General features: G+C 53.2%; 23 protein-coding genes and 1 pseudogene. 4 read left to right on the top strand and 20 right to left on the bottom strand.

The window, feature by feature from the left end; all coding sequences use genetic code 11:
* Positions 1-338 precede the first annotated feature (338 nt).
* Both ulaG and ulaR read left to right on the top strand, forming a co-directional pair.
* The gene (ulaG, locus tag NA389_RS04925) at positions 339-1,403 is read left to right on the top strand and encodes an L-ascorbate 6-phosphate lactonase (RefSeq protein WP_000049161.1); all 1,065 of its coding nucleotides are present in this window, start codon (positions 339-341) and stop codon (positions 1,401-1,403) included.
* Positions 1,404-1,507: 104 nt separating this feature from the next.
* Positions 1,508-2,263, top strand: coding sequence for an HTH-type transcriptional regulator UlaR (ulaR, locus tag NA389_RS04920; RefSeq protein WP_000133618.1), 756 nt, complete (start codon positions 1,508-1,510; stop codon positions 2,261-2,263).
* On the opposite strand, the gene yjfP is transcribed toward ulaR, so the two are convergent.
* Entirely contained in the window at positions 2,260-3,009 is a 750-nt protein-coding gene (yjfP, locus tag NA389_RS04915; RefSeq protein WP_000560309.1) for an esterase, read from the bottom strand. The genes ulaR and yjfP overlap by 4 nt on opposite strands.
* Positions 3,010-3,192: 183 nt before the next feature.
* Here yjfP and bsmA point away from each other — a divergent pair, with 183 nt between their 5' ends.
* Both bsmA and yjfN read left to right on the top strand, forming a co-directional pair.
* On the top strand, positions 3,193-3,522 hold the full coding sequence (gene bsmA / locus NA389_RS04910; protein ID WP_000586836.1) for a biofilm peroxide resistance protein BsmA: 330 nt from the start codon (positions 3,193-3,195) through the stop codon (positions 3,520-3,522).
* A gap of 130 nt (positions 3,523-3,652) precedes the next feature.
* Entirely contained in the window at positions 3,653-3,928 is a 276-nt protein-coding gene (gene yjfN, locus NA389_RS04905; protein ID WP_001518964.1) for a DUF1471 family protease activator YjfN, read from the top strand.
* Between the two features lie 44 nt (positions 3,929-3,972).
* On the opposite strand, the gene NA389_RS04900 is transcribed toward yjfN, so the two are convergent.
* The 19 genes and pseudogenes from NA389_RS04900 to mutL form a co-directional block, all read right to left on the bottom strand.
* Entirely contained in the window at positions 3,973-5,595 is a 1,623-nt protein-coding gene (locus NA389_RS04900; protein WP_000118959.1) for an isovaleryl-CoA dehydrogenase, read from the bottom strand.
* Between the two features lie 84 nt (positions 5,596-5,679).
* Positions 5,680-6,843, bottom strand: coding sequence for a glutathionylspermidine synthase family protein (locus NA389_RS04895; RefSeq protein WP_000943945.1), 1,164 nt, complete (start codon positions 6,841-6,843; stop codon positions 5,680-5,682).
* A 2-nt stretch (positions 6,844-6,845) separates the two neighbouring features.
* Positions 6,846-7,484, bottom strand: a complete 639-nt coding sequence (locus NA389_RS04890) for a DUF1190 domain-containing protein (protein WP_001085585.1) — start codon at positions 7,482-7,484, stop codon at positions 6,846-6,848.
* A 9-nt stretch (positions 7,485-7,493) separates the two neighbouring features.
* Positions 7,494-7,892: a DUF350 domain-containing protein gene (locus NA389_RS04885; protein WP_000547736.1), complete on the bottom strand. Its 399-nt coding sequence runs from the start codon at positions 7,890-7,892 to the stop codon at positions 7,494-7,496.
* 17 nt (positions 7,893-7,909) lie between these two features.
* Positions 7,910-8,593, bottom strand: a complete 684-nt coding sequence (locus tag NA389_RS04880; RefSeq protein WP_000090296.1) for a YjfK family protein — start codon at positions 8,591-8,593, stop codon at positions 7,910-7,912.
* 114 nt (positions 8,594-8,707) lie between these two features.
* A pseudogene (locus tag NA389_RS04875) lies at positions 8,708-8,809 on the bottom strand (hypothetical protein); the annotation flags it as partial.
* Positions 8,809-9,507, bottom strand: a complete 699-nt coding sequence (locus tag NA389_RS04870) for a PspA/IM30 family protein (protein WP_000511975.1) — start codon at positions 9,505-9,507, stop codon at positions 8,809-8,811. The gene NA389_RS04870 and the pseudogene NA389_RS04875, both read right to left, overlap by 1 nt.
* A gap of 14 nt (positions 9,508-9,521) precedes the next feature.
* Positions 9,522-9,926 carry a YjfI family protein gene (locus tag NA389_RS04865; protein ID WP_000312612.1) on the bottom strand — a complete coding sequence of 135 codons (405 nt, stop codon included), beginning with the start codon at positions 9,924-9,926 and terminating at the stop codon, positions 9,522-9,524.
* Positions 9,927-10,058: 132 nt separating this feature from the next.
* A complete protein-coding gene (gene rlmB, locus NA389_RS04860) occupies positions 10,059-10,790 on the bottom strand; it encodes a 23S rRNA (guanosine(2251)-2'-O)-methyltransferase RlmB (RefSeq protein WP_001293274.1) in 732 nt (243 codons plus the stop codon).
* A 90-nt stretch (positions 10,791-10,880) separates the two neighbouring features.
* Positions 10,881-13,319, bottom strand: a complete 2,439-nt coding sequence (gene rnr, locus NA389_RS04855) for a ribonuclease R (RefSeq protein WP_000076351.1) — start codon at positions 13,317-13,319, stop codon at positions 10,881-10,883.
* A gap of 37 nt (positions 13,320-13,356) precedes the next feature.
* Entirely contained in the window at positions 13,357-13,782 is a 426-nt protein-coding gene (nsrR, locus tag NA389_RS04850) for a nitric oxide-sensing transcriptional repressor NsrR (protein ID WP_001177632.1), read from the bottom strand.
* 219 nt (positions 13,783-14,001) lie between these two features.
* Complete coding sequence (gene purA, locus NA389_RS04845) at positions 14,002-15,300, bottom strand: adenylosuccinate synthase (protein ID WP_000527972.1); 1,299 nt, start codon at positions 15,298-15,300, stop codon at positions 14,002-14,004.
* Positions 15,301-15,402: 102 nt separating this feature from the next.
* Positions 15,403-15,600 (bottom strand): DUF2065 domain-containing protein, encoded by a 198-nt coding sequence (locus NA389_RS04840; protein WP_001089290.1) that lies wholly within the window; start codon positions 15,598-15,600, stop codon positions 15,403-15,405.
* Positions 15,601-15,678: 78 nt separating this feature from the next.
* Entirely contained in the window at positions 15,679-16,683 is a 1,005-nt protein-coding gene (gene hflC, locus NA389_RS04835) for a protease modulator HflC (RefSeq protein WP_001232415.1), read from the bottom strand.
* 2 nt (positions 16,684-16,685) lie between these two features.
* Positions 16,686-17,945, bottom strand: coding sequence for an FtsH protease activity modulator HflK (gene hflK / locus NA389_RS04830; RefSeq protein WP_000312505.1), 1,260 nt, complete (start codon positions 17,943-17,945; stop codon positions 16,686-16,688).
* Between the two features lie 214 nt (positions 17,946-18,159).
* Positions 18,160-19,440 (bottom strand): ribosome rescue GTPase HflX, encoded by a 1,281-nt coding sequence (hflX, locus tag NA389_RS04825; protein WP_000460338.1) that lies wholly within the window; start codon positions 19,438-19,440, stop codon positions 18,160-18,162.
* Between the two features lie 71 nt (positions 19,441-19,511).
* Positions 19,512-19,820 (bottom strand): RNA chaperone Hfq, encoded by a 309-nt coding sequence (hfq, locus tag NA389_RS04820; RefSeq protein ID WP_001051875.1) that lies wholly within the window; start codon positions 19,818-19,820, stop codon positions 19,512-19,514.
* Positions 19,821-19,902: 82 nt separating this feature from the next.
* Positions 19,903-20,853 carry a tRNA (adenosine(37)-N6)-dimethylallyltransferase MiaA gene (gene miaA / locus NA389_RS04815; RefSeq protein WP_001000734.1) on the bottom strand — a complete coding sequence of 317 codons (951 nt, stop codon included), beginning with the start codon at positions 20,851-20,853 and terminating at the stop codon, positions 19,903-19,905.
* Positions 20,846-22,702 (bottom strand): DNA mismatch repair endonuclease MutL, encoded by a 1,857-nt coding sequence (mutL, locus tag NA389_RS04810; protein WP_001122562.1) that lies wholly within the window; start codon positions 22,700-22,702, stop codon positions 20,846-20,848. Before mutL ends, miaA begins: the two co-directional genes overlap by 8 nt.
* Positions 22,703-22,705 lie beyond the last annotated feature (3 nt).

Here is a 22,705-nt window from a genome sequence, read left to right as displayed (position 1 = left end):
CTGAGTCGCAGGCGCTCAGAATAATGTCCCTCCACTGTAATTTTCAAAAGTAATCACAACAAGATTGAATTTGATTAAATGTGACGTAGCGCGCAAATAATTAGCACACTTAATACATGGTTTACTTATAAATAACTCATTTCTTCATTAAAATAAGTAAAATCATAAAGATGAATACATCCCCATGACGCCAGAAAAGATTAAATTTTCTTCTGGCGGCGTTCTCCTCTACCCAAAAGTCAAAAAATAGCCCATTGCCTTCTTGAGAAAATAGTGTCAGGATTAATCAAAACAAATCACGTTTTGAACCATTTTGAACAAACATGAAGGTAAATGCGATGAGTAAAGTACAAAGCATCACGCGTGAATCATGGATTCTGAGCACGTTTCCGGAGTGGGGAAGCTGGCTGAACGAAGAGATTGAGCAAGAGCAGGTCGCGCCGGGTACGTTCGCTATGTGGTGGCTGGGCTGTACCGGTATCTGGCTAAAATCTGAAGGCGGCACTAACGTATGCGTCGATTTCTGGTGCGGTACCGGTAAACAGAGCCACGGTAATCCGTTGATGAAAACCGGCCATCAGATGCAGCGTATGGCTGGCGTCAAAAAATTACAGCCTAACCTGCGCACTACGCCGTTTGTTCTCGATCCTTTCGCTATCCGTCAAATTGACGCCGTACTGGCGACCCACGACCATAACGATCACATTGACGTCAATGTCGCGGCTGCCGTAATGCAGAATTGCGCCGATGATGTTCCGTTTATCGGCCCGCAGACCTGCGTGGATTTATGGGTTGGCTGGGGCGTGCCGAAAGAACGCTGCATCGTGGTAAAACCGGGCGATGTCGTGAAAGTGAAAGATATTGAAATTCATGCGCTTGATGCCTTTGACCGTACCGCATTAATCACCCTGCCCGCCGATCAGAAAGCCGCTGGCGTACTGCCGGACGGCATGGATGTACGCGCGGTTAACTATCTGTTTAAAACGCCGGGCGGCAATCTCTATCACAGCGGCGATTCTCACTATTCCAACTACTACGCGAAACACGGCAACGAACATCAAATTGATGTCGCGCTCGGTTCTTACGGTGAAAACCCGCGCGGTATTACGGACAAAATGACCAGCGCGGATATTTTACGCATGGCGGAATCGCTGAATACCAAAGTGGTGATCCCGTTCCATCACGATATCTGGTCGAACTTCCAGGCCGATCCGCAAGAGATCCGCGTGCTATGGGAAATGAAGAAAGATCGCCTGAAGTATGGTTTTAAACCGTTTATCTGGCAGGTTGGCGGCAAGTTTACCTGGCCGCTGGATAAAGACAATTTCGAATACCACTATCCGCGTGGGTTTGACGATTGCTTTACCATTGAACCCGATCTACCGTTCAAATCCTTCCTGTGAGTCGATATCATGCCGGGATTACCCGGCATTTTTTCCATTTACTTTAGTATTTCCAGGCTATTTCAAATATCATCTTTTCAAATCAATTTGTATCGGAATAGCTCATGACTGAAGCACAAAGACATCAAATACTGCTGGATATGCTGGCACAGTTGGGCTTTGTTACCGTCGAAAACGTGATTGAGCGTCTGGGGATCTCCCCGGCGACAGCGCGCCGCGACATCAACAAGCTCGACGAAAGCGGGAAACTTAAAAAAGTGCGCAACGGCGCAGAGGCCATTACCCAACAGCGGCCCCGCTGGACGCCGATGAATCTGCACCAGGCGCAAAACCACGATGAAAAAGTACGCATCGCGAAAGCGGCGTCGCAGCTGGTGAACCCGGGTGAAAGCGTAGTGATTAACTGCGGCTCCACCGCTTTCCTGCTGGGGCGTGAAATGTGCGGGAAGCCGGTACAGATCATTACCAACTATCTGCCGCTGGCGAATTATCTGATCGATCAAGAGCATGACAGCGTGATTATCATGGGGGGTCAGTACAACAAAAGCCAGTCGATTACCCTGAGCCCGCAGGGAAGTGAAAACAGTCTCTATGCTGGCCACTGGATGTTTACCAGCGGAAAGGGCTTAACCGCGGATGGCCTGTACAAGACCGATATGCTAACCGCCATGGCGGAACAAAAAATGCTCAGCGTCGTCGGGAAACTGGTCGCGCTGGTCGATAGCAGTAAAATTGGCGAGCGCGCGGGAATGCTGTTCAGCCGCGCCGATCAGATCGCTATGCTTATTACCGGCAAAAATGCCAATCCGCAGGTTTTGCAACAGCTTGAAGCCCAGGGTGTAAGCATACTCCGCGTTTAAAGATGCTGTCGGAAAAACGCTACCGTCGCCGACAACGCTTCTGGCGTAATGCGATGCCGCACGCCTGCGGCCCATAAACAGGTCACATGCTTATCCAGCTTCGCCGCGGCGAGTGCCTGCTGGAGCCGGAAGGTTTCGATAGCAGGCACCACGTCATCCTCCTGACCATGCCACAACAGAAGCGGCCTGTCGGCCAGTCGCTCTAACTGGTGTGTGACTTCCCATTCACGTAGCGGCGCGATGATATTGTCGAATTCCGCCTGCTGCGCCGGGTTCTGCGGGGATAACGGCGGGAAAAGCGTCCGGGCGAGCCCGGTAAAATAGCCCGACCCCATTAAACTGGCCCCGCATTTTACCTCCCGGTGACGCGTCATAATGCCCAGCGCCGTCATACCGCCCATGGATGCGCCGCCCACCGCTAACCGCCCGTCAAGTAGCCAATTTTCCGCCTGAATCGCCGCACGTAACGTCGTAAATTCCTGCATGTTTTGGTGCAGAATCTGCCAGAATCGGCGTATCCGTCCCTGTGAGTCGCCGCCGAAGCGAGCGCCATGCTCCGGCGCATCCGGCATGACTACCCGGAATCCTGCCTGTGCCAGGGCAACGGCAAAATAACTATAAACCAGGCTGGAGGAGGTGAAGCCATGATAGAACACCACACAGGGAAGCGGCACGGCGCGTTTCCCTTCCGGGAAGGCATGTAGTACGACGCCTCCGGCTAATTGTCGTGTTTCAATCGCTATCATTATTCTCTCCTTTTTATCCGGTATGCCACGGAGAAATACTTAACGCAAGTTTATGGATAGCGCAATAATTCATAATGTTTGAGAACTGGGTTACGCTTTCGCAACGTTTTCATTCGAAAATCGCGTGACAGGTAACACTTCGGGAACATTCCCCCTAAAGGGAAATCAATAAGGCATTACACTATGATTATCAGGAAACGAGATAGAGTTATGCGTCGGTTTGCTTCATTGATAGCAGCGCTGTTATTAAGCGCGTGTAGCGTGCTGCAGGGTACGCCGCAACCTGCGCCGCCTGTCGCCGATCACCCGCAGGAAATCCGTCGCGATCAAACGCAAGGACTACAGCGGATGGGGACCGTAAGCGCGCTGGTTCGGGGCTCCCCGGATGATGCAATAGATGAAATCAGAGCGAAAGCCGTCGCTGCGAAAGCCGATTATTACGTTATCTTAATGGTTGATGAAACGGTTGTAACCGGCCAGTGGTATTCACAAGCCATTTTGTATCGTCAATAACAGTAGATTGATTTTTAGTCAGTTTTACATTGCTTTGCGTCCCTATGCGTTTACCTGTGCACAATAAACAAACAGGTTTACCGTGATGGAGCGTCCTGTTAAATGCGGGGTATGTAATAAGGAGCTGACGATGAAACAAGAACTTGCCTTATCCTCACTGCTGCTTTCTGCCGGACTGGTGAGTACGACGGCACAGTCTGCCGAATTCGCCAGTGCTGACTGCGTAACGGGTCTGAATGAAATCGGCCTGATCTCGGTCAGTAATGTTGCAGGAAACCCACAGGATGTAGAGCGGATTATCGCCCTGAAAGCCGATGAACAGGGTGCGTCCTGGTACAGAATTATTCAAATGTATGAAGAACAACAGTCGGATAACTGGCGCGTACAGGCGATACTCTATGCCTGATGCCGCGTGGCTCGCGCCGGATGGCATGTACTACAGGCCAAACGTTACCGCAGTCCCCCGGTCGCCCTTAACAGTAAATCATTTTGCACCTGGGCAGGCAGCGGCATTTCGCCGCGTGTATCCAGCATCATCTGACACCACGCTTGCGCCAGCGGCGGCGAGGCATGACGCAGCATTTCCGCTCCGCATCCCAGCAAGAAAAGCTGCTGCGTAATCTCTCTGCCCATTGCTTCGTCCGGTTTGCGTAAACGTTGCTGTAGCTGACGTACCGCGCGGTCGTAATGGCGATCCTGACCTTTGACTTCCGCAAAAGCTTCACTCAATACGTCATAGACGCCGTGTTGTTTTGTCAGCACCCGAAGTACATCCAGACACATGATATTGCCGGAACCTTCCCAGATACTGTTCACCGGCATTTCACGATACAGGCGCGGGAGTTCGCTCTCTTCGCAATACCCCATCCCGCCGAGAACCTCCATCGCCTCAGCCACAAAAGGGATTCCCTGCTTACAGATGGCGAATTTCGCCGCTGGCGTGAATAATCGCGCCCATAATGCCTCTTTCGCCTCGCGACGTTGCTCCCAGGCGCGCGCCAGCCGAAACAAAAGCGCCGTCTGCCCCTCCAGGCATAGCGCCATACGACTTAAGGTTTGTCGCATCAACGGTTGTTCGATCAGCGGCTTACCAAAAGCCTGACGCTGATGAGCATGGTAAATCGCGACTGAAAACGCACGCCGCATTAAGCCATGACTCCCGAGCGCGCAGTCAAGACGCGTCATACCGCCCATCTTTAAGATATGCCGAATTCCTTCGCCCTCTTCTCCCAGCCGCCAGCCGACGGCATCCTGAAACTCGACTTCGGCGCTGGCATTAGATCGATTACCGAGTTTATCTTTCAGGCGTTCAAGACGAACAGAGTTCCGTTGCCCGTCTGGCAGGAAACGCGGCACAAAGAAACAGGATAATCCTCCTTTTGCCTGCGCCAGCACGAGGTGCGCATCACTTTGCGGCACAGAGAAAAACCATTTATGTCCCACCAGCCGATATGAATCATCCGCCAGCCGCTCCGCGTGGGTCGTATTACTGAGTACGTCCGATCCGCCCTGCTTTTCCGTCATTCCCATGCCGATAAGCAGGCCCCGTTTTTGCCCGCCCGGCAGCAAATGCGAATCGTAGCGATCGCTGCGCAGCGGCACCAGCCAGTCATGGAAAATGGCGGGAAGCATCTGCAATAGCAACGGTGTCGCGGCAAAGGTCATCGTGACAGGACAGAGTGTTCCCGCTTCTACCTGAGCATGTAATACAAAACGCGCCGCCCGGGCGACAAAACTTCCCGCCCTTGCCTCCTCCTCCCAGGCCAGGTTATGTACCCGATTAGCGCAAAGCCCCTGCATCAACAGGTGCCAGGCGGGATGAAAGCGAACGTCATCCAGACGCTGTCCCTGGGGATCGTAACGCAGCAACTCAGGAGGATGCGCGTTCGCCAGACGACCCAGTTCCAGTGATTCCGCCGTTCCCAGTTGTTGGCCAATGCTGGCGAGAAGATCGCTATCCCATCCCGCGCCTTCCCGGGAAACCGCTTCACACAGCGCGCCATCAGACAGGAATAAGTTACTGTTATTGAGCGGAGCAGGTTGATTAAAGACGGTATGTGTTTGCCAGGACATGGTGTCTCCCTCCTTCAATGGCGCTGAAGTCAAGTATGGTCATGACTGCGCCATTGACGCCGGAGCAAGATCACAAAAGTATGATTAACCAGCAATATAATGTGGGACGAAACGGGAAGTGTCTTTGGTAATCAGCGTATTGTCCTCGCGAATCCCCATCCCGGAGGCTTCATCGTCAATAATCCAACTGCCAATCAGCGTATAGCTATCGCCAAAGCGCGGCAAAGGCTGAAACGCCTGGTAAATCATCGGCTCGTCAGCGTAGTCGCCGTCGGCATGATCGATAACATTTTGCCGCTCGTCGAAAATCGTGACGTTGCCGCCTTCACGTGAATAAATCGGCTTCCGTACGCTGCTTTCGCCTGGCGCTGCGAGCGATTTTTCGCCCTCAAACCAGGCCGGTAGCAGATTCGGATGGCCAGGGAAAAAGCGCCACAATAACGGCAACAGCCCTTTGTTACTCAGAATACTTTTCCACAATGGCTCAATCCATTGCTCACGCCGTTTTCGTAGTAGCGGGCCGTTGTCATCGCGCATCATCCATTCCAGCGGGTAGAGCTTAAAGGCGCGGCGAATCACGTTATCGTCCAGATCGGTCAGCACGCCGCCTACGCCAAGCCCCAGTTCTTCAATATAGATAAATCGCGTTTCCTGGCCCGCCTGCTGCGCGCAATCCTGAAGGTACAGCACCGTCGTACGATCTTCGTCGGTATCTTCACAACAGCAAAAGTAGAGCGGTTCCCGACTGTACAGCTCGCTGAAGCGGGCGATCAGCCGCTCCTGTATCGCGTTGTATTGATCGGCATCACACGGAATGGCGCCGCTACGACGAGCATCCTCCAGCCATAGCCATTGAAAGTAGGAGGATTCATAGAGCGATGTCGGCGTATCCGCGTTGTATTCCAGCAATTTAACCGGATCTTTGCCGCACCAGACGAAATCCATCCGTCCGTAAAGCGAAGGATCGCGGCTGCGCCAACTTTCGGCGATGACATCCCAGTACAATGGCGGGATCGCCAACTGCTGCATGATCTGCTCATCCCGGACGGCCCGCTCGACAACCTCCAGACACATCTGATGAAGCTCTGCGGTCGGTTTTTCGATCTGTTCTTCAATTTGCCGTAATGTAAAACGGTAGGCCCGGCTTTCATCCCAGTAAATTTCGTTATCGATAACATGAAAGTCAAAACCGTGATCGCAGGCGATCTTATCCAGATCCCGGCGTACCGGTACGTTGTGTCGTAGCATGGTTAGCCTCCCCAGTGCCCGCGGGCGCTGGAAGAACGGCCATAGCCGCCGCGGGAGACGGTGGACGCTTTCCGTGTGATATAACCAGGGCTGGTCGCGGTATCGCTTTTCCCGGTACCGCTGCGCCACGCATAATCGCCGGACGTGGTGCGCCAGACGGGACGGGAGGCGTAGGATGAACCGCCGCTGCTATAGATGTATTGTTCGTCACGGTTTTGACGAATCGCGCGGCTGAGCAAAAAGCCGCTTAATACCGGAACCCAACTCCGATCGGTGCTATCAAAGTAGCAATCGCCAAACTGCGACTGACAGCTCTCCTGCGTCAATTGCTTAGGCACATTCGCGTAAAATTCTGTTTTCGCATTATTCCAGCCGTCAGCGCAAACGCTGGCACTATTGCCATCGTCAATACAGTCGTTCACCGTGGCGTAAAACGTCCCATCGCCGTCGTTGTCAGTATTGCCGCCATCACCACACCCTTTCAGGAGAAAAAAGGCCGCTCCGCCCATAATCGCCAGCGTCAGGCATTTTGGCGTGTAGCGATTTCGTTGCCGCTCAAAGGGATTAACCGGTTCGGCTATCCGTCTTATTGCCGAATGGCCTACGCCGGATGTTCTTCTGGATTTTCGTTTTTTTGCCATGATCTTCCGTTACCATGTCATACAGGCAGCGTTAAAAATACCGCCAGCCAGCGCTGCGGTTCCCATAAATAGCCCCGCCGCCACGTTGTGATGAATAATTTTTTCGCTCAGCGTAGGCATGTATAACCTTACGCAGCCATAAATCAGCAGTTGAATCACCAGCGCAATGCCGCCCCAGGCAAAATAGTCCGGGATGCTGACCGAGTTTATCGCCGCGCTGGATAAGGGGATGACATAGCCCAGCAACGTACCGCTAAAGGCCAGCGATGCCGCAGTATTGTTATTTTTTATCAACTGCCATTCATTATGCGGCGTTATCTTTGAGTAAATAAAAAGAAATGCGATGACCATTGCCGCGCCAATAAAAAAATAGGCGCAGAAAGCCAGTAATGCGTCCAGTATATGCATAATTGTCCTGTATGTGCTTAACTAATAACCGTCAGTGAGGTGAGCGGGATATCCACGCCGAGCGCGCGCGAAAACACCCATTCAGGCTCACCGCGTTCGTTAAATGATTCTTCCCCGTTCAATAGAAGATACTCCCAGGCGTCATCCGTCACCTGGCGCTGGAAGCCCATCGTAAAATTGTGAACGTCCCATTTCTCTGCCTGCTGATTTTCAACCTTTTCCAGCATGTAGACAGGTTCAATATTGCCCGGCTCTTCATGGTTAAAAAAGCGCTGCCAGCGCCGTTCTTGCCAATTGAGCGTCATCGGCCCTATTGCCGCTGGCGCAATGGCTGAACGCCAGTGACGTTCCTCGTTAATACCGAAACTTTCCTCATATACAAAGAGTTTGATGTCATCAATGTCGTCAACATCCGTGCCGCCAGTGGTGTTAATTTGCAGAAACTCATCGCCAGAAGTGTAGTAGCGAAAAATCTGACTGCCGCCGCCTAAATCTATGCGACTCGCTGCCGCGACAGTGTATTTTTCACCCGGTAGCTCTACCAGCAACGACGACTTCAGTAGCCGGAATGCCAGCGTATCCAGCGTGAAACCGGCGTTAAGATGTAATCCTAATGGTCCGCGAATCGGCGCTGGCGCGCTTGTTTTACCGAGCAAACGCTGAAAAAATTGCATCATAGGGGAACCTCTATCTCTTGCCATGCGACCTCTTCAGCCAGAATGCGATTGTCGTTAGGCATAATGCCATTTGAGATCGCGCATTCATGTGCCGTCTCGTATGAAAGCGACGAAGCTCAGCACGGTAGCGCGCTACCGATAGCAAAGCAGATACTGCCCGATAAACAGGCCCAGCAAAGCGGGCCAGGTCAGTCTGGACAAATGACGCTGGCAGGTTTTGACAATCCACGTAAAGAGCATTATTCGCCTTGTTGACGCTGTAAACGCGCCAACACATCCTGAGCATTGCTTTTATTGGTTGCGCCAATACCGGCCTGCGCCAGTTTTTCATCCAGATCGCGTCCATCGGCGACTTTTTCCAGCTGCGCGGCGGCATCCAGCCGGGCCTGGCGTTCAGCCTGACGCATTTGTAAACGTTTAAGCGACTCCGCCGCCGTAGACACATTCGACGCGGCTCCGACGGTCGAGGTCGTCACCGCCTGCTGCGCGCGCTGCATGGCTTCTGTCGCCTTAACCACTTCAAGTTGCTGCTCAAACTGCGCAATCCGCTGGCCTGTTGCCGTTACGGCCTTCTCCACCGCATCGCGAGAGGCTTCCAGATTAGTCAGCACCTGTTCTTCGGCAAGAATGGTATTTTCCAGACGGGCTATCTCTTCCGCCACTTCGTTGAGTAAAGCGGCGTCGACATTCTTACTCATTGCCGCCAACGCCCGTGTTTCAAGGCTGGCTTTACGCTCACGTAAATCATTCAGCTTGTCATGGCTTAGCTTCACCCGCGCCAATAAATCCACTCTGGATTTACCTGCTTTATCCAGCTCGGCTTTTGCGTCGCGAATATGCTGCTCCAGCATACGTACACCCTGTGCTTCATCAATGGCGTCTTCTGCCTGAGCAACGAATGATTTACCTAACGTGAACAAACTTTTTAAAATTCCCATGTAAGCCGCCTGTATTATTCCTGTGAATAGACTTGTGTTATTTCAGCGATATCCAACGCATTTTCTACAAGCGTGGTGATTTCCAGCGTCACGTCGGCAAGCGACGAATTTAACGACAACGCGCCAAAAGCGACATAATATTCCTCCTGTTTTACCTGGGTAATACCGACCGAAGACAGCGGTAAAACCTTCTGATTTCTCAGCAAGAAAAGATTAAATTCCGCGGTATCTCTAATCGTATTTACCGGACAGATATAAGTCTCGATAACTATTTGTTGCGAGGTAAATAAAACCGCCAGTGGTAAATCGCCATAATCATTCATTTTTATTATTAATGAAGATTCATTATTTTCTATATCAATATTTAATTCAGCGATGTTGTTTAACGCATCCGCCAGCGTCCGTGGAGTCCATGCCATATTATTATCTCTATCTCTTTTTTATAAATAAAGGGAGTTACAGGGTAGGTTTTGCTTTTTATATTACCAGCCAAAGATAAAAAAAAACCATCCGATTATGGATGGTTATTTTCTTAAAAAATACTATTAGCGTCAGGTGCGCTGGCGAACGGCTTCAAACAGACAAATCCCGGTCGCCACAGAGACATTCAGCGACGACACGCTACCGGCCATAGGAATGCTGATCAGCTCATCGCAGTGCTCACGGGTCAGACGACGCATACCTTCACCTTCTGCGCCCATGACCAACGCCATGCGGCCAGGCATTTTGCTCTGATACAGCGTATGGTCAGCCTCGCCCGCCGTCCCGACAATCCAGATATTCTCTTCCTGCAACATGCGCATCGTGCGCGCCAGGTTGGTGACGCGGATCAACGGCACGCTTTCCGCTGCGCCGCAGGCGACTTTCTTCGCCGTCGCGTTAAGTTGCGCGGAGCGGTCTTTCGGCACGATTACCGCATGTACGCCTGCGGCATCGGCGCTGCGCAGACAGGCGCCAAGATTATGCGGATCGGTGACGCCATCGAGGATCAACAAAAAGGGGCGATCGTGTAATGCGATCAGATCCGGCAGATCGTTTTCCTGATACTGCCGGCCTGGTTTCACGCGAGCGATAATGCCCTGATGCACGGCACCGTCGCTTTTCTCGTCGAGATATTGGCGGTTTGCCAGCTGGATAACCACGCCCTGGGACTCAAGGGCGTGAATCAGCGGCAACAGACGTTTATCTTCACGGCCTTTTAAAATAAAGACTTCCTGAAAACGTTCAGGGGCGCGCTCCAGCAGGGCCTGCACTGCGTGGATGCCGTAAATCATTTCGCTCATTAATGTACTCATTGTTTACGTTTTGCCGGGGGCGCTACGCTTGCCCGGCCTACAGATAATTCACCCTCTTCTGTTTGAAGAGGGTATTGCTCACTCTGCCGCTTTTTTCTTCGCCGCACGCTTCGCTTTGGTCGCTGCGGCTATTTTCTGCGTTTTAGCCGATGGCTTTTTTGCTTTTCTCGCGTCTTTCTTCGCTGCTTTCGGCTTCGCTTTTTTCTCGCCGCGGAAGGCGCTATCAGGCTCGAAGTTAACTTTTTTACCTACCTGACGACGTTTACCGGCGTTTTTACTTTCACCTTTTTTCGCTTTTTCACGCGCCGTTTTGCCGACGTTACGCGGTGCGCGCTCGCTGGAGATCAGGCTAAAGTCAATTTTCCGTTCGTCCATATTCACCGCTTCGACGCGTACCTCGACCCGGTCGCCCAGGCGATATGTCTGCCCGCCGGACTCGCCAATCAGACGTTGCCCTACCTGATCGAAGCGATAGTAATCGTTATCCAGTGAGGAAACGTGTACCAGCCCATCGATAAACAGTTCATCAAGACGGACAAAGAAGCCGAAACCGGTGACGCTGGCAATCACGCCCTTAAAGACGTTGCCTACCTGATCCAGCATAAAGTCACATTTCAGCCAGTCGGAGACATCACGCGTCGCTTCATCAGCGCGGCGTTCCGCCATCGAACAGTGCTGACCGAGCTGCAACATCTCTTCCATCGAGTAGTGATAACCGCCCGTTTCTGTGGTGTTGCCCTTATTCCCTTGCTCTTTCGCCAGCAGGTACTTAATGGCGCGGTGCAAAGAAAGATCCGGATAGCGGCGAATCGGCGAGGTAAAGTGCGCATAAGACTGCAACGCCAGGCCAAAGTGCCCGCGGTTTTCCGGATCGTAAATCGCCTGCTTCATTGAACGCAGCAGCATAGTTTGCAGCATTTCGGCGTCCGGCCGGTCGGCAATCGATTCAAGCAGTTCGGCATAATCGCGCGGTTCCGGTTTGTTTCCGCCCGGCAGCTCCAACCCCAGCTCCGCCAGTACGGAGCGGAATGAGGTGATCGCTTCGGTGGTGGGCTTATCATGAATACGGAATAACGCCGGCTCTTTAGCTTTTTCGACAAAGCGCGCCGCCGAGATATTCGCCATGATCATGCACTCTTCGATAAGCTTATGCGCGTCATTACGCTGGGTCTGTTCGATACGCTCAATGCGACGATCGGCGTTAAAGATAAACTTCGCCTCTTCGCTCTCAAACGAGATCCCCCCGCGCTCTTCACGCGCTTTATCCAGCACTTTGTAGAGGTTGTGCAGCTCTTCAATATGCTTCACCAGCGGCGCATATTGTTCACGCAGATCCTGATCGCCCTGCAGCATATGCCAGACTTTGGTATAGGTCAGACGCGCATGGGAGCTCATCACCGCTTCATAGAATTTGTAGCCGGTCAGCCGACCTTTCGCCGAGATGGTCATTTCACAGACCATACACAGCCTGTCAACCTGCGGGTTTAGCGAACACAGGCCGTTGGAGAGCACCTCCGGCAACATTGGGACAACCTGTGACGGGAAGTAAACCGACGTGCCGCGATTGCGCGCCTCGCGATCCAACGGCGTTGGCGGCCGTACATAATAGCTCACGTCAGCAATAGCGACCCACAAACGCCAGCCGCCGCCGCGTTTTTTCTCACAGTAAACCGCGTCGTCAAAGTCACGGGCATCTTCGCCATCAATCGTGACCAGCGGCAAATCGCGCAGATCGACACGACCGGCTTTCGCCTCTTCCGGCACCTCTTCTTTCAGCCCGGCGACCTGCTGCTCTACCGCCTGCGGCCAGATGTAGGGTATTTCATGGGTACGCAGCGCCATATCAACCGCCATACCGGTGCCCATATTGTCGCCCAGCACTTCGACGATTTTCCCTACCGCTTTAGTACGGCGAGTTGGACGTTGGGTCAGTTCAACCACGACCACGAACCCCATCCGCGCGCCCATGACGTCTTCTGGCGGGATAAGAATGTCGAAGCTGAGACGGCTGTCGTCCGGCACTACAAAGCCGACGCCCGCATCGGTGAAATAACGCCCGACTATCTGACTGGTTTTCGGTACCAGTACACGGACGATACGCGCTTCGCGGCGACCTTTACGATCGGCGCCCAGCGGCTGCGCCAGCACCTGATCGCCATGAATACAGGTTTTCATTTGCTCGCTGGAAAGATACAGATCGTCTTTGCGGCCTTCGACACGTAAGAAACCGTAACCATCACGATGACCGATCACGGTGCCTTTCAGCAGGTCGAGGCGTTCCGGCAGCGCATAGCACTGGCGGCGGGTAAAGACCAGTTGTCCGTCGCGCTCCATCGCGCGCAGGCGGCGACGCAAGGCTTCAAGCTGCTCTTCGCCTTCAATATTCAGTTCTACGGCCAGTTCTTCGCGACTGGCCGGTTTTTCACGTTTCGTTAAATGTTCGAGGATAAATTCCCGGCTCGGGATAGGATTCGCGTATTTTTCTGCTTCGCGTTCCTGGAAAGGATCTTGTGACATTGAGGTTCCTCCATTGTCATCTCTAATGAAGTTTACTTCACTCCACCAGTAATAATTTATAAAGCGGTTGATTCTCTTCAACCAAATCGGCAAGCGTGTAGTTATCCAGCTCCTTGAGAAAACTCTGCACGGCCTTAGAAAGCGCCTGTTTCAGACGACAGGCAGGGGTGATGTGGCAAAATTCGCTGCTACAGTTGACCAGTGATAAGGGTTCCAGCTCACGCACCACATCGCCAATACAAATAGTATTAGCCGGTTTACCCAGGCGGATACCGCCATTTTTTCCCCGAACGGCGGTGACAAAGCCCGCCCGGCTAAGCTGATTGATAATTTTGACCATATGATTACGGGACACGCCGTAGACTTCTGTCACCTCAGAAATGCTGGTCATTCGTCCATCTGGTAACGACGCCATATAGATTAGCGCACGTAAGCCGTAATCGGTGAAACTCGTTAACTGCACATCAACCTCAGGAAAAGGGAAAACGGGATATAACTTATCTGTATTGATGATAAACCAGCCACCTGTCAGGCTGCTAATTTATTTCGGTTCAGGAAGGAAAAAAGCGGGGAACAATGACGCATTTGAACCGAAGGGTGATGCAAAGCATCTTATCCGGCTATCAAATGCGTACTCATCATAGACCCGGTAAGCGTAGCGTTACCGGGCATCATCCATCAATTACGCGTCGAACGGATCGCGCAGAATCATCGTCTCAGTACGATCGGGGCCGGTAGAAATAATATCAATCGGCACGCCGGTCAGTTCTTCGATACGTTTGATGTAGTTCAGCGCCGCCTGCGGCAGGCCGCTACGATCTTTCACGCCGAAGGTGGATTCAGACCAGCCCGGCATGGTTTCGTAAATCGGCTCTACACCTTTCCAGTCGTCAGCTGCCAGCGGAGTGGTAGTCACTTCGCGACCATCCGGCATACGATAAGCCACGCAGAGTTTCACCTCTTTCAGGCCATCCAGCACGTCCAGTTTGGTCAGGCAGAAGCCAGACAGGGAGTTCAGCTGTACCGCACGACGAACGGCAACGGTGTCCAGCCAGCCGGTACGACGACGACGGCCGGTAGTGGCGCCGTATTCGTTACCCTGCTTGCAGAGGAACTCGCCGGTTTCATCAAACAGTTCGGTCGGGAACGGACCTGCACCTACACGAGTGGAGTAAGCTTTGAGGATACCCAGAACGTAATCAACATAACGCGGGCCCAGGCCGGAACCGGTCGCCACGCCACCTGCAGTGGTGTTAGAAGAAGTTACGTACGGATAAGTACCGTGGTCGATATCCAGCAGGGTACCCTGCGCACCTTCAAACATGACGAAATCGCCACGCTGACGCGCCTGGTCGAGCAGGTCTGAAACGTCAACAACCATAGAAGTCAGGATGTCGGCAACAGCCATCGTATCATCCAGAACTTTCTGGTAATCAACCGCTTCAGCTTTGTAGTAGTTAACCAACTGGAAGTTGTGATATTCCATCACTTCTTTCAGTTTTTCAGCGAAGGTTTCTTTGTCGAAAAGGTCACCAACACGCAGACCGCGACGTGCCACTTTATCTTCATAAGCAGGCCCGATTCCACGACCGGTGGTGCCGATCGCTTTCGCGCCACGCGCTTTCTCACGCGCGTTATCCAGCGCAACGTGATAATCAAGGATCAGCGGACAGGCTTCAGACAGCAGCAGACGCTCACGAACGGGGATGCCACGGTCTTCCAGTTCTTTCATCTCTTTCATCAGCGCGCTCGGAGACAGCACAACACCGTTACCGATGATGCTGGTTACATTCTCGCGAAGAATACCTGATGGAATAAGATGGAGAACGGTTTTTTCACCGTTGATTACGAGAGTATGGCCTGCGTTGTGACCGCCCTGGTAGCGTACAACATATTTAGCCCGTTCAGTCAGAAGATCGACGATCTTTCCTTTACCTTCGTCACCCCATTGGGTGCCCAGTACGACGACGTTGTTACCCATTTTTCAAAATCACCGTTTGCTTAAAAATGGATTCTACCATCGCTTTTTCAGATATACAGCACTTTTTGCACTCAATCTGCGGCAAATCCGACCACTTTTTGTTCAGCCAATCGTTTTCCTCAACATGTAGTAGACCACAACTCCCGCGACCACAAGTCCGCCGCCAAAACGACGTAAAACATTTTCCGGCAGTTGCGCCAGTGCCGAAACCATTTTTTTCCATGCGCCGGGATACAGCATCGGTCCCAGCCCTTCGAGGACTAATACCAGAGCAAGCGCCAACCAGATTGTTGAATTCATTTATCGCCCTTATAAAAGAAAACCACCGGCATCCTTTGGATGCGGTGGTTTTGCTGGTCTAAAACCGCTGACGCTATTTTAGCGTGTCGTCGAACTCGGTGTCTTCATGTAGCGGAAGAAATCGCTGTCCGGGCTCAGTACCATCACGTCCTGATTACCTTCGAAGCTCTTCTCGTAAGCGCGCAGACTACGAATGAACGCGTAGAAATCAGGGTCCTGACTGAACGCGTCGGCAAACAGCTTCGCGGCTTCAGCATCACCTTCACCACGCATGATACGCCCCTGACGCTCGGCTTCCGCCAGAGTTTTCGTCACCTCATAGTCAGCAGCCGCACGCAGTTTTTCCGCTTCTTCCTGACCTTGTGAGCGATGACGACGCGCGACCGCTTCACGCTCGGCGCGCATACGGTTGTAAATCGCCTCAGAAACCTCGGTCGGCAGGTTGATTTGCTTAATACGCACATCGACCACTTCGATACCCAACGCCGCCATACTGTTCGGGTTGATGACCGGTACTTTACCTTTGGTTTCCGCCGTGACGCGTTCCGCCGCTTCGGCAATCGCATCATCCGCCGCCGGGGTCGCTACTTCATCATCGGTACCGGCTGAACCGGAGTTCAGCGCGTCGCGCACTTCCAGAGTCAGGCGACCACGAGAATCGGTCACGATGTCTTTTACGTCCAGGCGACCAATCTCAGAACGCAAACGGTCCGAGAACTTACGCTTTAACAGCACTTCGGCTTGCGAAATATCGCCGCCGCCGGTCGCCAGATAGTAACGGCTAAAGTCGCTGATACGCCATTTGATGTAGGAGTCGACAATCAGGTCTTTCTTCTCTTTAGTCACAAAGCGATCGGCCTGGTTATCCATCGTCTGGATACGCGCATCAAGCATTTTCACTGATTCAATAAACGGGATCTTAAAGTGCAGACCCGGCGCGAAAACCAGCGGTTTGTTCTCATCGTCACGCAGAACTTTACCAAAACGCAGCGTAATGCCGCGCTCGCCCTCTTTGACCACAAAGACGGACATGTAGAGCACTACCAGCACGATGATGATAATCGCAATAACTGACTTACGCATCGTTATTCCCCCTGACGCTGGTAGTCGTTACGCTGCGCATTCGCGCGGCGTTGGTCCATAATATCGCCCTGATTTGAGGACGACGTGTTGCTTGCTCCGCTGGCGTTAGACTTTGTGGACGGCGGCAGGCGCAGCAGGTTGCTGGCGCTATTGTCGCTCTTTGCCGCCGGCGCATTCCCGCCTTTCAGCATCTGATCTAACGGCAGCACCATTAAATTACCGCTCTTGTCGTTAACCAGTACTTTACGGGTATGGCTCAGCACTTTTTCCATCGTTTCAATATACAGACGCTCGCGTGTAATCTGCGGCGCGGCTTTATATTCCGGCAAAATCTTCGCAAACCGGGCGACTTCACCCTGCGCTTCCAGGATAGTCTGGGTTTTATAGGCGCGTGCCTCTTCCAGAATACGCTGCGCCTGACCGTTGGCGCGCGGCTGAACTTCGTTGGTATACGCTTCCGCTTCACGAATGTACTGCTGCTCGTTTTCACGTGCGGCAATCGCGTCGTCAAAGGCGGCTTTCACCTCTTCCGGCGGACGCGCAGCCTGGAAGTTCACGTCCAGCAGGGTAATCCCCATGTTGTACGGTTTGATAGTCTCTTCCAGCTCGCGTTGGGTATCGCTACGAATAACGGTACGACCTTCGGTCAGGATGCGATCCATCGTGTATTTACCAATGACGCCACGCAGCGCGCTGTCGGTGGCCTGACGCAGGCTATCGTCCGGGCTGGTCACGCTAAACAGATATTTCTGCGGATCGGTGACGCGGTATTGCACGTTCATTTCAACGCGCACGACGTTTTCATCAGACGTCAGCATCACGCCTGACGCCGCCAGTTCGCGCACCGCTTCGACGTTCACCGGCGTAACGTCGTCAATAAATGTCGGCTTCCAGTTCAGACCTGGCTCTACCAGATGGCTGAATTTACCAAAACGCGTTACAACGCCGCGCTCGGCTTCTTTAATGGTATAAAAGCCGCTGGCCGCCCAGATAATGACTACTGCCGCCGCCGCGATGGCGACAATACGGCCTCCCAGTTGCGGACGCGGGCCTTGCGATGAGCTACCGCCGCCGGAACCGGTGCCTTTACCGCCCCCAAAACCACCGAGTTTTTTACTCAGCTTACGGAAGATATCATCCAGATCGGGAGGTCCCTGATCGCGGCCACCTTTGTTTCCATTTCCCCCAGAGTTGCTGCCAGGTTTGCTGCTTCCCCACGGGTCGCGGTCCTGTCCGTTATTACCGGGCTGATTCCACGCCATGTTTGTGCTCCATATTTGTTATGCGGTGATCCCCGTTGTCTTTCGACCTCAGAGGATAAGGCGAAATTACTCCATGCTTCAGACGAACCGCCGTTACAGACATCATCTTTCAGGCTACGCCTTGAGTGGCGGCTTTTTTACCCCAGGTCACTTCGTTGTGAGCCCCTGAGATTCTCTCAGCTACCGCCTCAATACGACCTGAATGACTTCGCGTCTAGATCACGTATTCGATCAACGCCGGTTCTTGTTTACAGAGGCGACGCCAGTCGACAATCGGCATTCGTACCTGCAGACTGACGCTACCGTCTTCCTCCATCCACTCTTTTTCTATTGCCTGAAGCTGATAAAACCGGCTTCTCAGACGCCCTTCCTGCGGCGGCAAACGCAGCGTATGCTGCGCCACCTCGCCGGAAAGACGCTCCGTCAAAGCCTGAAAAAGCTGTGGTATCCCCACGCCGCTTTGCGCTGAAAGCCAAACGCGGATGGGTTTATTCTCTTCATCTCTGTCGATACGCGGTTCAAAGTCGTCCAGCATATCGATTTTGTTCATCACCATTAAGGTGGGGATTTCGTGAGCGTCAATCTCTTCAAGAACGGTGTTTACCGCCTCGATGTTTTCCTGCACACGAACATCCGCCGCATCGACCACATGCAGCAGCAGCGTCGCCTGACGCGTCTCCTGCAGGGTAGCTTTAAAGGCAGCCACCAGATCGTGCGGTAAATGGCGGATAAAGCCTACCGTATCCGCCAGAACGGTTTCACCGACATCCGCTACATCAATACGACGTAACGTGGGGTCCAGCGTCGCAAATAGCTGATCTGCCGCATAGACCCGCGCTTCAGTGATCTGATTAAAAAGGGTGGATTTTCCGGCGTTGGTATAGCCCACCAGCGATACCGTCGGAACATCGGCCTTGATGCGCGACTGCCGCCCCTGCTCACGTTGCTTCTCAACTTTCTCCAGGCGCGACTGAATCTGCACAATGCGATTACGCAGTAAACGACGGTCGGTTTCGAGCTGGGTTTCACCCGGACCGCGCAAACCAATCCCGCCTTTCTGACGTTCAAGGTGGGTCCAGCCACGCACCAGACGCGTAGCCAGATGGCGTAGCTGCGCCAGCTCAACCTGCAACTTACCTTCATGGGTACGCGCACGTTGGGCAAAAATATCTAAGATAAGACCGGTGCGATCGATAACCCGGCACTCGCACAAACGCTCCAGGTTTCGCTCCTGGGCTGGACTCAATGCATGATCAAACAATACGACCGCTGCGCCAGTCGCTTTCACGGCTTCCGCAATTTCAACTGCCTTACCTTCACCTACAAAGTACTTCGGGTGCGGTGCTTTACGGCTACCGGTAATCACCTGCATTGCTTCGACACCGGCGGAAGAGACCAGAGATTCAAACTCCTGGAGGTCTTCCATATCTTTGTCTTGCGAAAAATAGATGTGTACCAGTACCGCCTGCTCACCGGCATCATAACGGTCAAACAAGCGTAAACCCTCTTAATAACCAGCGGGGGCGATTATCCGACGCCCCCGACATGGATAAACAGCGCGTGAACTTATTCAGTCTCTTCGCTGTCCTGTTGCGCAGTAGAACCCTGCGCGTTGCTACCGTGATGGTAGTTATTGCTGGCGCCGCCACCGGCATTGTTGCTGTGATGGGAAACCGGGCGAGACGGGACAACAGTAGAAATCGCGTGCTTATAAACCATCTGGCTGACCGTGTTTTTCAACAGGATCACGAACTGATCAAAGGACTCGATTTGACCTTGCAGCTTAATACCATTCACCAAATAAATAGAAACTGGAACACGTTCCCGACGCAATGCGTTCAGGAACGGATCTTGTAAAGATTGCCCCTTAGCCATTCTCTTTTCCTTATATGCTTATTTGTACTTTGAACCTTTCGATTCTGAAAAATTGCGCACGATACGTCTCAATTGTACACATTCAGTCTGCGATAGCACCAACAACCTGTAATACTTCTTTTCGCGCCCGATCGGGATTCTCACTGTCAAGCCAGCGCACCCCTTCCCAACCGCGCAACCAGGTCATCTGGCGCTTCGCCAACTGTCTCGTGGCGCAAACACCTCTATAAACCATTTCATCATATGAGATTTCGCCCTCAATGTATGACCACATCTGGCGGTATCCCACACAACGGATGGAAGGCAAGTCCGTATGCAAATCTCCTCGGGCAAAAAGCGCCCGGACTTCTGCTTCAAAACCTGAAGCCAACATCTGATGAAAACGCAGTTCAATGCGCTGATGGAGCAGTTCACGGCTCGCCGGGGCGATAGCGAACTGATGCACCTGGTACGGTAGCGCGTCTCCTGACGTTTGCGTTAGCTCCGTTAAAGTTTTACCCGAAATGAAAAAAACTTCCAGTGCCCGGGAAAGTCTTTGCGGATCATTTGGATGAATTCGCGCGGCGGCAACCGGATCTATCTCCTGAAGTTGCTGATGCAACGCCTCCCATCCAAGCTCCGCTGCTTGCTGCTCTATCCGGGATCTGACTTCCGGATCTGCTGAAGGCAACGGCGATAACCCTTCCAGCAATGCCTTAAAATACAGCATGGTACCGCCCACTAACAGCGGGATACGCCCCGCAGCGGTGATCTCCGCCATTTGCGCTAACGCGTCGCGGCGAAAATCCGCCGCCGAATACGCCTGCGACGGGTCGCGTATATCCAGCAGTCGATGCGGCGCCGCTTTCAGCTCATCGGCATTCGGCTTAGCTGTGCCAATATCCATTCCCCGATAAATGAGGGCGGAATCAACGCTTATCAACTCTACTGGCAAAACTTTACGCAGTTCTATCGCCAGCGCCGTTTTGCCGGAGGCCGTCGGACCCATCAAAAATATCGCCTTAGGCAGGCTCGCCTTACTTACATCATTCATGCTTCAGGGCGTTCATCGCCGAATGTAAATCAACAGGTTGTAACAGGCCACCCGGCGGCGCTTTTACCAGCTGCGGACATAGCCGCTCAACATCCGCCAGCAGCGATATGGCCTGCGCCATCGACCACTGCGGATGTTCGCTCTGCACATTACGCGCTATCCATTGTGCAATATTGACCGTTGCAAATGTGGTCTGTTGCGCCAGGTAGCCTATCAGTTCAGGAATCAAGATTTGTAAATTTTGTTGTCGTAAGGGTAAAGGCACCGCCCGAATGGTCACATGCTGCGCATCTGACTGAAATTCAATACCCAACTCTCCCAACAAAGATTGGGCTTGTTGCAGTGCGGCTTTTTCATCGGCGCTCACTTTTAAACGCAGCGGAATCAGCAACGGCTGCGCGCAAACCGGACTTTGACCCGGTGTAAGCTGCGCCTGACGCAGCCAACGCTCCGCAACCGGCAGCGACAAGAGCTGGATAGTCCCCGCGTGTTCCAGCAACGCGCAGTCACCGCCGACTATCGTCAGTACGCGACCAAAACTCTGGCTATGTCCGTCAAGCGCAGGCGCAACCGGCTCCGGCGCGGGGCTCGTCGTCGGCGTCTGTAAAAGCGCGCGATAAACCTCGCCCTGCTGCTTCTGATAACCTGGCTGCGCGTGCGGCCAACTACCTGCGGACTGACGCCCGCCGTTGCCGCCCGATGCGCCGCCGGAATAACGCGGTGTCGCGGACTCGCGCGCCGCAGTTGGCTCGGCGGGTACAGCAAAATGGTTGCGCCCGGCGGCGATACGGTTTTCCGGGACATGCCGCGGCGCTGGCGCAATCTCCTCCAGCGGCAGCGTCGTTTCCGTCTGCTGTTGCAGAACGCTCAGCACCCCTTGATAGATGAAGTCGTGCACCAGCCGGGATTGATGAAAACGCACTTCGTGCTTGGCGGGATGAACATTGACATCCACCTGATGCGGGTCAATCTCCAGATACAACACAAACGCAGGCTGTTGGTCCGCGCCCAGTTTATCTTCACAGGCCTGGCGAATGGCATGGTTGATCAAGCGGTCGCGCATCATGCGGCCATTCACATAGCAGTACTGGATCTCCGTTAACGCCGTGGTGGTGTGATTCGGATCGGCGACCCAACCGCGCAGGGTCAGATCGCCATGCTGCCACTCGATCGCCAGTGCCTGTTCGAGAAACGGCGTCCCGCAGATGGCGCCTAACCGGCGCTCTTTTTGCCCGTCCTTTGCGACAGCGCGATACTGCCGTACCAATTTGCCGTTGTGCGACAGGTTAAGCGTGACGTCAAAGCGGGCCAATGCAATACGACGGATGATTTCATCGATGTGATTAAATTCCGTTTTTTCGGTACGCATGAATTTGCGCCGGGCGGGCGTATTATAAAAGAGATCCAGAACTTCCAGGGTGGTGCCGACCGGGTGCGCGGCGGGTTTTACCGTCACGTCCATGTCGCGCCCTTCCGCATACGCCTGCCAGGCTTCCGCCTGCTCCGCCGTGCGCGACGTTAGCGTCAAACGCGAGACCGAACTGATACTGGCCAGCGCTTCGCCGCGAAATCCCAGACTGATAATCGCTTCCAGATCGTCAAGCGAGGCGATTTTACTGGTGGCATGACGGGCCAGCGCCAGCGCCAGCTCCTCTTTTTTAATGCCGCAGCCATTGTCACGAATACGAATAAGCTTCGCGCCGCCACGCTCGATGTCGATATCAACGCGGGTGGCACCTGCATCCAGACTATTCTCTACCAGCTCTTTAACAACCGACGCAGGGCGTTCCACCACTTCGCCAGCGGCGATTTGGTTCGCAAGCTGCGGCGGCAGAACCTGAATCGGCATGAA

Origin of the sequence: Salmonella sp. NW645, assembly GCF_051703725.1 — a bacterium.
In the GTDB taxonomy this organism is placed as follows: Bacteria; Pseudomonadota; Gammaproteobacteria; order Enterobacterales; family Enterobacteriaceae; genus Salmonella; species Salmonella enterica.
Note: the sequence above shows the minus strand (reverse complement) of the source record. Positions and strands in the feature narration are given on the sequence as shown.

Coding starts and splice junctions, on each gene's coding strand:
- ulaG (WP_000049161.1), top strand. CDS start 339: ATGAGTAAAGTACAAAGCATCACGCGTGAATCATGGATTCTGAGCACG.
- ulaR (WP_000133618.1), top strand. CDS start 1,508: ATGACTGAAGCACAAAGACATCAAATACTGCTGGATATGCTGGCACAG.
- yjfP (WP_000560309.1), bottom strand. CDS start 3,009: ATGATAGCGATTGAAACACGACAATTAGCCGGAGGCGTCGTACTACAT.
- bsmA (WP_000586836.1), top strand. CDS start 3,193: ATGATTATCAGGAAACGAGATAGAGTTATGCGTCGGTTTGCTTCATTG.
- yjfN (WP_001518964.1), top strand. CDS start 3,653: ATGAAACAAGAACTTGCCTTATCCTCACTGCTGCTTTCTGCCGGACTG.
- NA389_RS04900 (WP_000118959.1), bottom strand. CDS start 5,595: ATGTCCTGGCAAACACATACCGTCTTTAATCAACCTGCTCCGCTCAAT.
- NA389_RS04895 (WP_000943945.1), bottom strand. CDS start 6,843: ATGCTACGACACAACGTACCGGTACGCCGGGATCTGGATAAGATCGCC.
- NA389_RS04890 (WP_001085585.1), bottom strand. CDS start 7,484: ATGGCAAAAAAACGAAAATCCAGAAGAACATCCGGCGTAGGCCATTCG.
- NA389_RS04885 (WP_000547736.1), bottom strand. CDS start 7,892: ATGCATATACTGGACGCATTACTGGCTTTCTGCGCCTATTTTTTTATT.
- NA389_RS04880 (WP_000090296.1), bottom strand. CDS start 8,593: ATGGCAAGAGATAGAGGTTCCCCTATGATGCAATTTTTTCAGCGTTTG.
- NA389_RS04870 (WP_000511975.1), bottom strand. CDS start 9,507: ATGGGAATTTTAAAAAGTTTGTTCACGTTAGGTAAATCATTCGTTGCT.
- NA389_RS04865 (WP_000312612.1), bottom strand. CDS start 9,926: ATGGCATGGACTCCACGGACGCTGGCGGATGCGTTAAACAACATCGCT.
- rlmB (WP_001293274.1), bottom strand. CDS start 10,790: ATGAGCGAAATGATTTACGGCATCCACGCAGTGCAGGCCCTGCTGGAG.
- rnr (WP_000076351.1), bottom strand. CDS start 13,319: ATGTCACAAGATCCTTTCCAGGAACGCGAAGCAGAAAAATACGCGAAT.
- purA (WP_000527972.1), bottom strand. CDS start 15,300: ATGGGTAACAACGTCGTCGTACTGGGCACCCAATGGGGTGACGAAGGT.
- NA389_RS04840 (WP_001089290.1), bottom strand. CDS start 15,600: ATGAATTCAACAATCTGGTTGGCGCTTGCTCTGGTATTAGTCCTCGAA.
- hflC (WP_001232415.1), bottom strand. CDS start 16,683: ATGCGTAAGTCAGTTATTGCGATTATCATCATCGTGCTGGTAGTGCTC.
- hflK (WP_000312505.1), bottom strand. CDS start 17,945: ATGGCGTGGAATCAGCCCGGTAATAACGGACAGGACCGCGACCCGTGG.
- hfq (WP_001051875.1), bottom strand. CDS start 19,820: ATGGCTAAGGGGCAATCTTTACAAGATCCGTTCCTGAACGCATTGCGT.
- miaA (WP_001000734.1), bottom strand. CDS start 20,853: ATGAATGATGTAAGTAAGGCGAGCCTGCCTAAGGCGATATTTTTGATG.
- mutL (WP_001122562.1), bottom strand. CDS start 22,702: ATGCCGATTCAGGTTCTGCCGCCGCAGCTTGCGAACCAAATCGCCGCT.